The organism is Cryocola sp. 340MFSha3.1 (assembly GCF_000383315.1).
Lineage (GTDB): Bacteria > Actinomycetota > Actinomycetes > Actinomycetales > Microbacteriaceae > Leifsonia.
Genome location: NZ_KB911087.1, coordinates 1,997,613 through 2,010,758, shown reverse-complemented (window position 1 = coordinate 2,010,758; position 13,146 = coordinate 1,997,613). Strand labels below are relative to the sequence as shown.

General features: G+C 67.4%; 14 protein-coding genes. 11 read left to right on the top strand and 3 right to left on the bottom strand.

All coding sequences use genetic code 11. The features are described from left to right. Positions 1–3 precede the first annotated feature (3 nt). Positions 4–534, top strand: a complete 531-nt coding sequence (locus H284_RS0109590) for a YbhB/YbcL family Raf kinase inhibitor-like protein (RefSeq protein ID WP_018189187.1) — start codon at positions 4–6, stop codon at positions 532–534. A gap of 58 nt (positions 535–592) precedes the next feature. On the opposite strand, the gene H284_RS0109585 is transcribed toward H284_RS0109590, so the two are convergent. Then, positions 593–1,231: a LysE family translocator gene (locus tag H284_RS0109585; protein ID WP_020076068.1), complete on the bottom strand. Its 639-nt coding sequence runs from the start codon at positions 1,229–1,231 to the stop codon at positions 593–595. A 31-nt stretch (positions 1,232–1,262) separates the two neighbouring features. Between H284_RS0109585 and H284_RS0109580 the strand changes: the two genes are divergently transcribed. The 7 genes from H284_RS0109580 to H284_RS0109560 all read left to right on the top strand — a co-directional run bounded on the left by H284_RS0109580 (position 1,263) and on the right by H284_RS0109560 (position 8,332). Further along, entirely contained in the window at positions 1,263–2,834 is a 1,572-nt protein-coding gene (locus H284_RS0109580; RefSeq protein ID WP_020076067.1) for an MmgE/PrpD family protein, read from the top strand. Further along, positions 2,835–3,776: a methylisocitrate lyase gene (gene prpB, locus H284_RS0109575; protein ID WP_020076066.1), complete on the top strand. Its 942-nt coding sequence runs from the start codon at positions 2,835–2,837 to the stop codon at positions 3,774–3,776. 78 nt (positions 3,777–3,854) lie between these two features. Continuing rightward, positions 3,855–4,226, top strand: coding sequence for a hypothetical protein (locus H284_RS0109570; RefSeq protein WP_020076065.1), 372 nt, complete (start codon positions 3,855–3,857; stop codon positions 4,224–4,226). Positions 4,227–4,304: 78 nt separating this feature from the next. Beyond that, positions 4,305–5,222: a recombinase family protein gene (locus H284_RS0109565; protein ID WP_020076064.1), complete on the top strand. Its 918-nt coding sequence runs from the start codon at positions 4,305–4,307 to the stop codon at positions 5,220–5,222. Positions 5,223–5,460: 238 nt separating this feature from the next. Next, positions 5,461–6,555: a chymotrypsin family serine protease gene (locus H284_RS20885; RefSeq protein WP_155885455.1), complete on the top strand. Its 1,095-nt coding sequence runs from the start codon at positions 5,461–5,463 to the stop codon at positions 6,553–6,555. A gap of 19 nt (positions 6,556–6,574) precedes the next feature. Continuing rightward, the gene (locus H284_RS20880) at positions 6,575–6,985 is read left to right on the top strand and encodes a hypothetical protein (protein WP_155885454.1); all 411 of its coding nucleotides are present in this window, start codon (positions 6,575–6,577) and stop codon (positions 6,983–6,985) included. Between the two features lie 219 nt (positions 6,986–7,204). Beyond that, the gene (locus tag H284_RS0109560) at positions 7,205–8,332 is read left to right on the top strand and encodes a bifunctional 2-methylcitrate synthase/citrate synthase (protein WP_029042888.1); all 1,128 of its coding nucleotides are present in this window, start codon (positions 7,205–7,207) and stop codon (positions 8,330–8,332) included. A gap of 47 nt (positions 8,333–8,379) precedes the next feature. Here the strand turns inward: H284_RS0109560 and H284_RS0109555 are convergent, their stop codons facing one another. Continuing rightward, on the bottom strand, positions 8,380–9,564 hold the full coding sequence (locus tag H284_RS0109555; protein WP_020076061.1) for an acetyl-CoA C-acetyltransferase: 1,185 nt from the start codon (positions 9,562–9,564) through the stop codon (positions 8,380–8,382). 73 nt (positions 9,565–9,637) lie between these two features. Between H284_RS0109555 and aspS the strand changes: the two genes are divergently transcribed. Next, entirely contained in the window at positions 9,638–10,966 is a 1,329-nt protein-coding gene (gene aspS / locus H284_RS0109550; RefSeq protein WP_029042887.1) for an aspartate--tRNA(Asn) ligase, read from the top strand. Here aspS and H284_RS0109545 read toward each other — a convergent pair. Next, complete coding sequence (locus H284_RS0109545; RefSeq protein WP_029042886.1) at positions 10,896–11,654, bottom strand: JAB domain-containing protein; 759 nt, start codon at positions 11,652–11,654, stop codon at positions 10,896–10,898. The genes aspS and H284_RS0109545 overlap by 71 nt on opposite strands. Before the next feature lie 152 nt (positions 11,655–11,806). Here H284_RS0109545 and H284_RS0109540 point away from each other — a divergent pair, with 152 nt between their 5' ends. Next, on the top strand, positions 11,807–12,532 hold the full coding sequence (locus H284_RS0109540) for a histidine phosphatase family protein (RefSeq protein ID WP_020076059.1): 726 nt from the start codon (positions 11,807–11,809) through the stop codon (positions 12,530–12,532). Beyond that, on the top strand, positions 12,529–13,146 hold the full coding sequence (locus H284_RS0109535) for a TlpA disulfide reductase family protein (RefSeq protein WP_020076058.1): 618 nt from the start codon (positions 12,529–12,531) through the stop codon (positions 13,144–13,146). The genes H284_RS0109540 and H284_RS0109535 overlap by 4 nt, the downstream gene beginning before the upstream one ends.

Genomic DNA, 13,146 nt, shown 5'->3' with positions numbered 1-13,146 from the left:
TGTATGGCCAACGATCCTCTGGAGCGCTTCGGCGCTGTCCCCCTTTTCATCGTGTCCAGTGAGGATGTCGCCGACGGACGTCCCCTGTCCCGCGCCCAGTGGGGTGCGGGCGGTGGCGGCGGCGACGTCTCGCCCCAGCTCTCGTGGAGTGGCTTCCCTGCGGAGACCAAGAGTTTCGCGGTGACCATCCACGACCCGGATGCCCCCACAGGTTCGGGTTTCTGGCACTGGGCCGTCTATAACATCCCTGCCTCCGTCACCGAGCTTCCGGCGGGCGCCGGCGCGGAGGGCGGAGCGAACCTGCCTGCAGGCGCGTCGATGCTCTCGAATGAGATGCGGTCGAAGAGCTTCACGGGTGCCGGACCTCCTCCCGGGACGGGAACCCACCGCTACGACATCGTGGTCCACGCCCTGGACGTCGAGCACCTGGATCTCGACCCCGAGTCGACGCCGGCTGTTCTCGGCTTCAACGTGCACTTCCACACGCTCGCCCGGGCGGTGATCGCGCCCGTCGCCACCGCGGGAGACATCTGATCGGAGTTCGTGAGCGTGCCGGCGTCAGCGATCGAGCTGGCGCCGGCTCGCGGCGTTTTCAGTGCTTGACGCCGGTGAAGGCGAGCACACCGCCGAGGCCGATCATGAGGACGCCTCCCGTCGCTCCGAGCCGTTCCACGCGCTTGGGCGAGCGCCCGAACCACTGACGGGCGGTGCCTGCGGCGAGCGCCCACACGCTGTCGAACATCAGCGCGAGCACGAGGAAGATCACCCCGAGTTCGAACAGTTGCAGGGGGATCCCGCCCGCGCGGTAGTCGACGAACTGCGGGAGCACCGCGACGAAGAAGACGAGCGACTTCGGATTCGTCAGCCCGACGACGAATCCTTCGCCGAGGATGCGCAGCCAGGATCGCCGGGGCGGAGCGGCCTCGTGGGTGACCGCGGTGTGCCGCCGGTGGCGGATCGCCTGGATGCCCAGGTAGACGAGGTAGGCGGCACCCGCGAACTTGATGATCGTGAACAGGACCAGGGATTGCGCGACGACCGCGCCGATCCCCAGGGCCACGGCGATCACGAGCGGGAGCATTCCCAGAGCGTTCCCCACGACGCTGAGCAGACCGCCCAGCCGTCCCAGCGCCAGAGAGCGCCCGATCACGAAGAGCACGCTCGGCCCGGGGATGATGATGAGCGCGATCGACGCGAGGGCGAACGCGAGCAGCGACGGGCCGGGAACCATGAGCCGAGCGTAGGGGAGGTAGGTTCGTTACGTGAAGCTCCACAACGTTCGTGTGCACAGCAGCGAGGAGAACCTCGCCCGTCAGGACCAGCTCGCATGGAAGATCGCGCAGGTCGCGACCGACCCGGTGGAGGTGGATGCGGACGTCACCGAGATGGTCATCAACCGGGTGATCGACAACGCCGCCGTCGCCGCAGCGTCCTTGACTCGACGGCCGGTGGTCTCGGCGCGGTCGCAGGCTCTCGCGCACCCGATCCCGTCCCGCCAGTTGGAGGAACTCGCCGAGTCGGTGGAGCACCCGCAGGACGGCTCGACCGTCTTCGGCGAGCAGCAGACCGTCCGCGTCTCGCCGGAGTGGGCGGCCTGGGCCAACGGAGTCGCGGTGCGGGAGCTGGACTATCACGACACGTTCCTCGCCGCCGAGTACTCGCATCCCGGTGACAACATCCCTCCGATCACCGCGGTCGCGCAGCACGCGGCGCGGGCTTATGGGCTGACCGGGCGGGACCTCGTCCGCGGTATCGCGACGGGCTACGAGATCCAGATCGACCTCGCTCGGGCGATCAGCTTGCACCGGCACAAGATCGATCACGTCGCCCACCTCGGACCGTCCGCCGCGGCGGGCATCGGCACCCTGCTCCGCCTCCCGGCCGAGACGATCTACCAGGCGATCGGACAGGCGCTGCACACGACCACGGCGACACGTCAGTCGCGCAAGGGCGAGATCTCCAGCTGGAAGGCCCACGCGCCCGCCTTCGCCGGCAAGATGGCGGTCGAGGCGATCGACAGGGCGCTGCGTGGCGAGACCAGCCCGACCCCGATCTACGAGGGGGAGGACGGCGTGATCGCCTGGCTGCTCGACGGTCCGGACGCGTCGTACGACGTGCCTCTGCCGGACGCAGGAGAGGCGAAGCGGGCGATCCTCGACTCGTACACCAAAGAGCATTCCGCTGAGTACCAGGCCCAGGCCTGGATCGACCTCGCGAGGAAGCTGCACCGCGAGCATCCGGAGGTGGCCGACCCGTCTCGTGTGGAGAGCATCGTCATCCATACGTCCCACCACACGCATTACGTGATCGGCTCGGGGGCGAACGACCCGCAGAAGTACGACCCGACCGCATCGCGCGAGACGCTCGACCACAGCATCCCGTACATCTTCACGGTTGCCCTTCAGGACGGCGGCTGGCATCACGTGGAGTCGTACCTGCCGTCGCGTGCGGCTCGCCCGGACACCGTCGAGCTGTGGGGAAAGGTGACGACATCGGAGGATCCGGAGTGGACCCGCCGCTACCACTCCACCGACCCTGCGGAGAAGGCTTTCGGTGGTCGCGTGGTGATCCGTCTGGCTGACGGCCGGGTCATCGAGGACGAGATCGCCGTGGCCGATGCTCACCCGCTGGGTGCTCGGCCCTTCGCCCGGGCGGACTACGTCGCGAAGTTCCGCATGCTCGCGGCCGACGTTCTGGAGCAGGACGAGATCGAGCGATTCCTGGCGCTGGCCGAACGCCTGCCCGAACTGAGCGCCTCCGAACTGGCCGGCCTCACCATCACCGCGCGTCCCGGACTTCTGGCCGCGACCCCCGCGCCGAAGGGACTCTTCTAAATGCTGTATTCGTCGGTTCCCGCGCACGAGAAGCGTGCAGCGTTCCGAGCCCGGCTGGCGTCGGGTGAGCTGATCCGCATGCCCGGGGCGTTCAATCCGTTGAGCGCGCGCCTGATCGAGCGCAAGGGCTTCGAGGGCGTCTATATCTCGGGCGCCGTCCTCTCCGCAGACCTCGGCCTGCCGGACATCGGCCTGACCACGCAGACGGAGGTCGCCGGCCGATCCGCGCAGATCACGCGCATGACGGACCTGCCTGCGCTCGTCGACGCGGACACCGGGTTCGGCGAGCCGATGAACGTCGCGCGCACGGTTCAGGCGTTGGAGGATGCCGGCGTCGCCGGCCTGCACATCGAGGATCAGGTCAATCCCAAGCGGTGCGGTCACCTCGACGGCAAGCAGGTTGTGGATGAGGACACCGCTCTGAAGCGGATCCGGGCCGCCGTGGATGCTCGGCGCGATGGCAACCTCCTCATCATGGCGCGGACGGACATTCGTGCTGTCGAGGGTCTCGCCGCGGCGATCGACCGCGCGAAGGCCTTGGTCGATGCCGGCGCCGACGCCTTGTTCCCCGAGGCGATGGCTGATCTGTCCGAGTTCGAGGCCGTCCGTGCCGCCGTGGACGTGCCGGTGCTGGCGAACATGACCGAGTTCGGAAAGAGCGACCTGTTCACCGTCGACCAGTTGCGTGACGTCGGCGTGAACATCGTCATCTGGCCGGTATCCCTTCTGCGCCTGGCGATGGGCGCCGCCGAGCGTGGCCTTGACCAGCTGGTCGGCGAGGGAACGTTGAAGCCGATGCTGGACGACATGCAGCATCGCGCCGATCTGTACGACCTGATTGACTACGAGGGCTACAACGCCTTCGACAACGTAATTTTTGAAACGTACAGTGGCCTGCGCGAGGACCGGGACCGCCGTAGGACTGACCCTCCAGCATCCTGACCCCGAACGCGGGACGGGTGCATCATCCGACCGTCCGGTACGCTCGCGAGCATAAAGAACCACCTCCTCGTTGTCGCTGTGGTGGGCCTCGCGCTCGCACTCAGCGGATGCGCCTCCCCGACGGCCAAGCCGACGCCGACGGAGACCCGTACCGTGATGCAGAAGGCGATGGACAAGTGCGACTTGATTAGCGTCTCGCCCGGCCTATCGCTCGGTGACGGTAAGCACACGCTCATTCTCGACGGCAAGGGCAAAGAAGACTCCGACGGGATGAGCGCGGAGACCGAGCTCTGCATCCTGAAGGCACTGAACGTCACAGACGCCATCCTCAACGAGATCGAGACCACACGGGCGCTTGACGGTCGCCAGGAGGGCACCTGGGACGGCGTGGATGCGTCGTGGACGTATCATCCCGACAACGGACTCGACCTCACTCTCACCGAGAAGTAGCGCAGCTCGGGCGGCGACCGGTTCGGGTACATCCGCGGCGAGAAGGACACCTACGAGCTTCACCCCGAGCAGTCGATCGTGCTCGCTGAGGCGTACCGCCGGTACGCCGAGGATGAGCACGGGTTCTCCCGCATCACCCGGTGGCTGAACAGCGAAGGCGTGCCGACGGCGCGCGGCGGCAGCTGGTCCATCCCCGTGGTGACCCGCATCCTGGACTCCGGGTTCGCCGCCGGGCTGATCGTGCAGATGACCGCAGAGGGGCGCACCTACCATCCGGGGCGCCACCCGGCGATCATCAGCGCCGAACTGTGGCAGGCGTACCTGCGCCGCCGCGGCGAAGCGCCCCGACCCTCCCGCCAAGTCGAGCCGCGCTCCCCGCTCTCCGGGCTGCTGCGCTGCGCCGACTGCGGCGGCAGCATGCGGCTCGCGAAGCGGCCATCCGCGGGCGGGCAGATGGCGCCCGGGTTCGTGTGCACCCGGTGGTACCAGTACCGCGACGGCCGGAGGCTCGTGTCCTGCCTCGAACACAACGCCATCGCCGCGGTGAAAGCATGGGTGCTCGAACGCGCCGCCGAGATCCAAGACGGCGCCCGCGCCGCAGCGCTGGAACGCCGAGCCGTCACAGCGATTGACGACGGCGCCGCCGCAGCGCGCCGACTCGCGAAGTCACGAGCCGCACTCGGCGCGCTCACCGTCCGCTGGGTCGAAGGCCGCATCAGCGAGGACGCCTACAACGCCGCCGCCGAGCGCCTCCAAGCCGAGATCGACCGGCTCAACACCCGCGACACTGCCCCCGCCGCCCCCGACATCACCGTCGAGGAAGTCCGCGAACTCGCCGTCCGCGTCACCGACCTGTGGGACGCAGCATCACCCCTCGAACTCCGCACCGCCCTCGCCGCGATGATCGATCACGTCGAGGTGATACCGCCCGCACGGAAGGGCTACGGCCGAACCGACTTCCGCGTCGTTCCTCGCTACCCCGAGCTGTACGTCTAGACCCCAGCATCGCTCTGCGTGATAGCCCCTATCGACCCGCGGATGGCGGAGAACCGTTTCTGAGAAGGTTCGAAGGAGCCGAAGCGCGATGGGTAGTTGACCCGCGATAACTTCATGCGAAAGGCTCCAGTTGTAGCCGGCGACGGCTGCCCCCGCCCCGCCGAAACCCGAAGCAGACCCAACGAAGGGTACTTCTTCAATGGCAAGATCAAAGTTCCTCGGAGCACTAGTTGTGTGCATGGCGGCGAGCGTCTCGCTGCTCGGAGCGCAAGCGAGCGTCGCTGCTACGCCTCCCCCCACCGCTCCTCCTGCTGCCGCCTCCGATCTGGCGTTCCGCACGACCGTTCCGGCCGCGGCCACCGCAGCGGGGCTCCGCAATCAGCTGAATACCTGGTACGAGCGGGACGGCGTCATCTACGTCGGCCTGTCAAGCCCAACAGCCGCGGCACAGAACGCGCTCGCAAACCGGCTGGATAAGCCGGTGAAGGTATTCAAGGAGGGGCCGTGGACCACGGCCGAGAAGCGCACGCCTGCCACGCCAGGAATCAAGGTGATCCAGGAGGCTCCCAAGAGCACCGCCACCGCCAAGCACGCACAGGTATCGAAACTGTCCCCGCTCAACCTCACCCCAAACGGCGGCCCGCCATACGCCGATATTCTCGGCACTCCCTGGTACGGAGGAGACCGAATCATCAGCTACCAAACGATCAACGGCTCGCCATTCTGGATCGAGTGCACCACGACAGGCGCATACGGCAGCAGCTACATAATGACCGGGGGACACTGCGCTCCAACTGGGACCAACTGGCAGCAGGGGTACTTCGACGGAACCAACGTCCACACCTATGGAAACGTCGGCAATGTCGCCACAGTGCAATGGGGCGACAACCGCACCGACAGTGAGCTCGTGAGCGGCTCAACCTACTCGGGATTCGTGTACCAATCGAACCAGGACGGGTCGGTATCAGCACGCAATATCCGCGGCGCCGCCACAGTCGCACCTGGCTCCTCGGTCTGCTTCGACGGGTCTACGACGGGCTGGGTTTGTGGTGCGACTGTGGGAGAGACGAACGCCTGCGCGGCCGTCACGGAGGACGGAAAGACGTACACCGTCTGCGGATTGGATATCGCGCAGGACCCCAACGCGGTCATCGTCGAGCCGGGAGATAGCGGAGGTCCGGTTTTGGCCAACGTGACGACAGACCCGACACTGGGTAGCGTGGCTCGAATCGCTGGAACGATTAGTGCCAACAACATGAACGGCCACGAAGGGCTGTTCGCTGACGTTGGGTACCAGGTGCAAATCTTCGGAGTATCGCCGGCTCTTGGATAGAAGACAACACGTTTCCGTCGTGACTGCCGCCATCTACGCGACTGTCACCCTCGGGCTGGCCGGCTGCACCGCCGGCCAGCCCGCCGAGGCGCCCACGACACCCATCGCTTCCGCGTCTCCCACGTCGTCGACGCCCACAGGCCAGTTGCCCCTGGACCGGGCAGCTAAACCCTCAGGACCGTTCGTTCCCTGGCACCTCATTCGCATCGATCCGGCCGACAACCGGATCTACTTCTCGGCACGCAGCGACGACACGTGCGTCCGGCCAACCCGCGCCCACATCGACGAGCGCACGCACGAAGTGGTGCTCACAATCGAGGGCATCCGTGACAAGGCACCGTGTAGCGCCGAAGCCCTGACCTTCGTCGGATATGTCTCGGTCAGTAACGATCTTGAAAGTAAACGAGTGCTTCACGGGCCATCCGATTGACGCTGTGAAGGACGCCGACTCGCAGCGGAAGTTCCTTACGTCTGCTCTGATGCGAAGGGTGGCTGAACAGTATGGTGTACCCGTCTGGCGCTGAGACCCCCGCTGTATGTTTGAGGAAGCGCATTGGACACGTCGGTGTACAACTTCGACGTGCGGAAGTAGCGCCCTCTCTCGATGCCGCTCACCGGCGGCCATCCCGTCAGCAGCGAAGGAGCTCACATGACCGACCCCGAGATCCACAAGGGCCTCGCCGGTGTCGTCGTGGACACGACGACCATCTCCTCGGTGAACCCGCAGACGAACTCGCTGCTGTACCGCGGCTACCCGGTCCAGGAGCTGGCCGAGCACTGCTCGTTCGAAGAGGTCGCCTACCTCCTGTGGCACGGCGAACTGCCGACTGCGGATGAGCTGGTCGCCTTCGAGTCCCTGGAGCGGTCGCTGCGTCGACTGGATGACCGCACGCGCCGCGCGCTGGGTGACATCCCGGTGTCGGCCCACCCGATGGACGCACTGCGAACCGCGGTCAGCCAGCTGGGCGGCCTCGACGCCACGCTGCAGCAGCCCGACAGCATCCTTGACCCTGAACTCAACGAGGGCCGCGCCATCTACCTGTTCGCGCAGCTGCCCGCCATCGTTGCCTACATCCAGCGCCGCCGCCGCGGTCTCGATGTGGTGGAGCCTCGCGACGACCTCGACTACTCGCGCAATTTCCTCTGGATGACGTTCGGCGAGGTGCCGGACGACGTGGTCGTGGACGCGTTCCGCGTCTCGCTCGTCCTGTATGCGGAGCACTCGTTCAACGCGTCGACCTTCACGGCTCGGGTGATCGCTTCGACGCTGTCGGATGTCTACTCGGCAGTGACCGGTGCCGTCGGAGCGTTGAAGGGCCCCCTCCACGGCGGCGCGAACGAGGCCGTCATGCACGCCTTCGACGAGATCCAGAGCGCCGACCGCGCAGAGGAGTGGCTCGACGCGGCTCTCGCCGAGAAGCGCAAGATCATGGGCTTCGGCCATCGCGTGTACAAGAACGGCGACTCCCGCGTCCCGACGATGCGCGCGTCGCTGGTGGTCCTCGCGGAGCACTACGACCGTCGCGACCTCCTCGACCTGTACGACGCTCTGGAGAGCGCGATGGGCGAGCGCAAGAACATCAAGCCGAACCTGGACTACCCGTCCGGTCCCGCCTACAACCTGATGGGCTTCGACACCGAGACGTTCACTCCGCTGTTCGCGGCGGCACGGGTCACCGGCTGGACGGCGCACATCTTCGAGCAGTACTCCGCCAACTCGTTGATCCGGCCGCTGTCGCAGTACACCGGCCCGGCGGAGCGTCACCTGGAGCGCTGACCCTCCGGCCGGCACTCCGAGTGCAAACAGTCTCCGGCAGCGTCCGATCAGCGATAGAGCAGCAGCGCGTCGCCCTGCCCACCACCACCGCACAGAGCGACCGCAGCTCGCCCGGAACCACGCCGAGCCAACTCGTGCGCCGCGTGACCAGCGAGCCGGGCGCCGGACGCACCGATCGGGTGTCCGAGCGCGATTGCGCCGCCGTGCAGGTTCACTTTCTCCGGATCGAGCCCCAGGTCGGCCATCGACTGCAGCGCCACGGCCGCGAACGCTTCGTTGATCTCGATCAGGTCGAGCTCCGACACGTCCCAGTTCGCACGCTTGAGGGCGGCGTCGATCGCGCGGGACGGCTGCGAGTGCAGCGAGTTGTCCGGGCCGGCGACCTGCCCGCTCGCCCCGACCAGCGCCAGCCACGGAAGGCCGAGGCGCTCGGCGTTCTCGCGGTTGGTCAGCACCAGCGCCGCGGCGCCGTCGCTGAGAGGGGAGGAGTTGCCGGCGGTGAGGGTGCCGCCCTCCGCGAAGCTCGGTCGCAGCCGCGAGAGCGTCTCGGTCGTCGAATCCGGCCGGACGCCCTCGTCCGTTCGCACGACGAGCGGCTCGCCCTTGCGCTGCGGGATGGTGACGGGCGCGATCTCGTCGTCGAACACTCCGGCGTCGGCTGCCGCTCCCGCCCGTTGGTGCGATCGTGCTGCGAAGTCGTCCTGCGCCTCCCTCGTCAGCCCGAGCTTCTCCGTGTAGCTCTCTGTCGAGGCGCCCATCGAGATACCGTCGAAGGCATCCGTGAGCCCGTCGTGCGCGGCCGAGTCGAGCGCCTGAATGGACCCGTAGTTCCAGCCCAGCCGTGAGCCGGGCAGGATGTGAGGCGCGTTCGTCATCGACTCCTGCCCTCCGGCCACGACCACCGTCGCCTCCCCGGTGCGGATCAGTCGTGCGGCGTCGATCACGGCGGCGAGGCCCGACAGGCACACCTTGTTGATCGTCGTCGCCGGCACGTCCCAACCGATCCCCGCACCGATTGCCGTCTGCCGGGCCGGGTTCTGTCCGGCACCGGCCTGCAGCACCTGGCCGAAGAGCACCGTGTCGACTGCCTCGGCTCCGATCCCCGACCGCTCGAGGGCTTGCTTCACGGCGATCGTTCCCAACTGCACCGCGGTCAGCGAGGCGAGCGCCCCCTTGATCTTCCCCAACGGGGTGCGGGCGGCGGACAGGATGACGACGTCGTCGGTACTCATGGGCTACTCCTTCGTGCCTTGTCCTCCCATTGTCACACCGCGCACGACGGGCGCACCGGTAGGCTTGGGGCTCGTGACTGCACGCGTTTTGATCAAGGACCTGGCCGCTCTTCCCGACGGCCCCGTGAGCGTCGCCGGATGGGTCGAGACCGTCCGCGACCAGAAGAAGGTGCAGTTCGTCGTTCTGCGCGACGAGTCGGGGGCCGTCCAGCTGGTCAACCCGCGGACCGTCGGCGACGACGGCGCAGTGATTGCGGACGAGCCTGCCACCACCATCTCCGGCCTCTCGCAGGGCAGCTTCGTTCGAGCCACCGGAGAGCTGAAGCACGACGAGCGCGTCAAGCTCGGGGGCATCGAGATCAAGCTGACCTCTCTCGAGGTGGAGACGGCCGCCATCCCTGAGACGCCGATCGCCGCCGACAGCGGCATCGACAAGCGCATGGACTGGCGTTTCCTCGACCTGCGCGACCCGCGCCACAACCTCATCTTCCGCGTGCAGACCACGTTCGAGCACGCGCTCCGCCAGTACTGGGTGGAGAACGGATTCGTCGAGATCCACACGCCCAAGCTGATGGCCTCGGCTTCCGAGTCGCGCGCCGAGCTGTTCGAACTGCCGTACTTCGAGACCACGGCTTATCTGGCTCAGAGCCCTCAGATCTTCAAGCAGATGGCACAGGCGGCCGGATTCGGACGCGTCTTCGAGATCGGGCCGGCGTTCCGCGCCGACCCCAGCTTCACCAGCCGTCACGCGACCGAGTTCACGAGCGTCGACACGGAGATCAGCTGGATCGACAGCCACGAAGACGTCATGAAGGTGCACGAGGACCTCCTGGTCGCCGGTTTCACTGCGGTCAAGGAGAAGCACGGCGAGGAGATCGAGCGTCTCTTCGGCGTCGAGGTCACCGTCCCGTCGACGCCGTTCCCGCGCATCCCGCTCGCTGAGGCGAAGCGCATCGTCGCCGAGCGCGGCTACGAGGTGCAGCGCGAGGACGACGACATGGACCCGGAGGGCGAGCGCCAGATCTCCGCGTACGTCAAGGAGACCTACGGACATGAGTTCGTCTTCCTGACGGACTACGCCGCGAGCATCCGCCCGTACTATCACATGCGTCATCCGGAGGACCCGTCGATCACGCGCAGCTACGACCTGATCTTCAACGGCGTCGAGATCTCGACCGGAGCTCAGCGCGAGCACCGCGTCGACATCCTCGAGAAGCAGGCCGTCGAGAAGGGCCTCTCGGTCGAGGAGCTCGAGGACGTCCTGGCGTTCTTCCGGTACGGCATCCCGCCGCACGGCGGTTTCGGCATGGGCCTGGCGCGCGTGCTGATGCTCATGCTGCACCTCTCGAACCTGCGCGAGACGACCTACCTCTTCCGTGGGCCGACCCGCCTGACGCCGTAGCGCCGGAGCCGGCGGTGGGCAGAGCCGTCCAGCTGTCGCCCGCCACCAGGACGTGGCCCAGGAAACGCAGGCCGAGCGTCGCGGCGGATTGATCGAGTCGCCGGGTGAGCATGAGGTCTGCGACGGAGGCGTCGAGCACGCCGGACGGATGGTTGTGCGCGACCGCGAATGATCGACCGCCGCGCGTGAGGACCGCCTGAAGCACGTCCGCAGGTTGGACACTGGTCTCATCCACACCGCCGTCCTGTAGGAGCACCAGCTCGAGCGGACGCGACGCACGATCGGCGACGACCACCACGAAGCGCTCCGAGTCGCGGTGGAGGAGTTCGGGGCGGACGACGTCGGCGACCGCCTTGTGGTCGGTGAGCCTGGTCCAGGCAGATGACGCTCCGGCCCGGCGCCAGATCTCGATGATCGCGACAAGCCGGCCGGCCGTAGCCGGGCCGACACCCGGCAAACGTTCGAGCCGGGCGAAGTCCATCGTCGCCAGCCCCGGGAATCCGCCGGTCCTGCGGAGCACGGATCGAGCAAGCGCCAGAACGCTGCGTCCTGTCTGTCCGGACCCCAGCACCAGGGCGAGCACCTCGTCGTCGGTGAGGGCCCCGACGCCCAGTCGCCGCATCCGCTCACGGGGGCGGTCATGGTTCGGGATGTTCGCAAGAGCCACTTCCTCTTCTTCGTCGGCCATGAGTCGACGCTACGAAGACGGCCCGCGAACCGGACGCGACGCCGGGAATCTGTGGAGAAGTGCGAGTCCTCTCAGCCTGTGGACGGTTCCTGTCACGCGAGCCCCGCGGGCGCTCAGTGAATTCAAGGGAACCCCCTCCGTAGACTGGAGCGGTGGTAGCGAGCCAGGTTCACCTCGTCCGTCATGGCGAGGTGTTCAATCCCGACGGCATCCTGTACGGCAGGCTGCCGGGATTCGGCCTCTCCAAACTCGGCCACCGCATGGCCCAGGCCGCGGCCGACGACCTGCGCGAGCGGTCCCGTCCGATCAGCGCACTCCGCGTCTCGCCGCTCCAGCGCACCCGGGAGTCCGCGGCTCCCGTGGCTGCAGCCTTCGGCCTCGATCCGATCATCGACGAGCAGATCATCGAGCCGACCAACCGCTTCGAGGGAACGCGCATGAAGCGCGCGGTCCGCAACCCCAAGTACTGGCCCTATCTCGTCAACCCGCTTCGCCCGAGCTGGGGCGAGGCCTACACGAGCATCGAGCGTCGGATGCTCGCCGCCATTCACGACGCCTTCGATTCGGTCGAGTCGGGCGACGTCGTCCTGGTCAGCCACCAGCTGCCGATCTGGGTCGCTCACCTCTCCGTCGCCGGCGAGCGCTACCCGCACGATCCGCGCAAGCGCCGCTGCGCCTTGTCGAGCATCACGACGTTCGAACGGGTGACCGCCGAGTCGCCGAGCACGACCACGACATCCGCAGCCGGCGCCGAAACCACGACCGAGAACCCCATCCACCCGGGCCGGACCCCCGAAGCGCAGCGTCTCGTCGAGGTCGGCTACGTCGAACCCGCCGCAAGCCTCCAAGCCGCCGCCACCGATGTGGGGGCGGTGTGAGCACCGTGTCCCGTCTCCGCTCGCGCGTCCTGCTGCCCGCCGCCGCCCTCGCTGCGGCGACCGCGCTCGCGCTCTCCGGCTGCACAGCCAACGACAGCCTCGCGAACCAGTACCGCTCCGGCAACGGCCAGAACTACATCGCCGGGGATGGCACGGTCAGCGAGTTCGCCGCGGGCAACCGTGGTGACGCGGTCTCCTTCACCGGCAAACTGCAGGACGGCAGCACGGTGTCCTCGGCGGACTACGCGGGCAAGGTCCTCGTCGTGAACTTCTGGTACGCCGGCTGCCCGCCGTGCCGGGTCGAGGCCCCTGATCTCGAATCGCTGAGCAACAAGTACAAGGCGCAAGGCGTCGGCTTCCTCGGCGTCAACCTGTACGACTCGGCGCAGACGGCGGAGAGCTTCGAGAAGGAGAAGGGCGTCACGTACCCGTCCGTGCTCGACCGCGACACCGGCTCCGTCCTCCTCGCGTTCAGCAAGACCGTCCCGCCGAAGGCCACCCCGACGACGCTGGTCGTCGACAAGAAGGGTCGCGTCGCCGCGCGCATCCTCGGAGCGATCCCCGACAAGAGCATCCTCGACTCGCTCATCTCCGACGCCGTGGCCGAGAACTGA

Bases quoted from the DNA above. Each gene is read 5' to 3' on its own strand.
- H284_RS0109590 (WP_018189187.1), top strand. From the start codon at position 4: ATGGCCAACGATCCTCTGGAGCGCTTCGGCGCTGTCCCCCTTTTCATC.
- H284_RS0109585 (WP_020076068.1), bottom strand. From the start codon at position 1,231: ATGGTTCCCGGCCCGTCGCTGCTCGCGTTCGCCCTCGCGTCGATCGCG.
- prpB (WP_020076066.1), top strand. From the start codon at position 2,835: ATGCTGTATTCGTCGGTTCCCGCGCACGAGAAGCGTGCAGCGTTCCGA.
- H284_RS20885 (WP_155885455.1), top strand. From the start codon at position 5,461: ATGGCGGCGAGCGTCTCGCTGCTCGGAGCGCAAGCGAGCGTCGCTGCT.
- H284_RS0109560 (WP_029042888.1), top strand. From the start codon at position 7,205: ATGACCGACCCCGAGATCCACAAGGGCCTCGCCGGTGTCGTCGTGGAC.
- H284_RS0109555 (WP_020076061.1), bottom strand. From the start codon at position 9,564: ATGAGTACCGACGACGTCGTCATCCTGTCCGCCGCCCGCACCCCGTTG.
- H284_RS0109545 (WP_029042886.1), bottom strand. From the start codon at position 11,654: ATGGCCGACGAAGAAGAGGAAGTGGCTCTTGCGAACATCCCGAACCAT.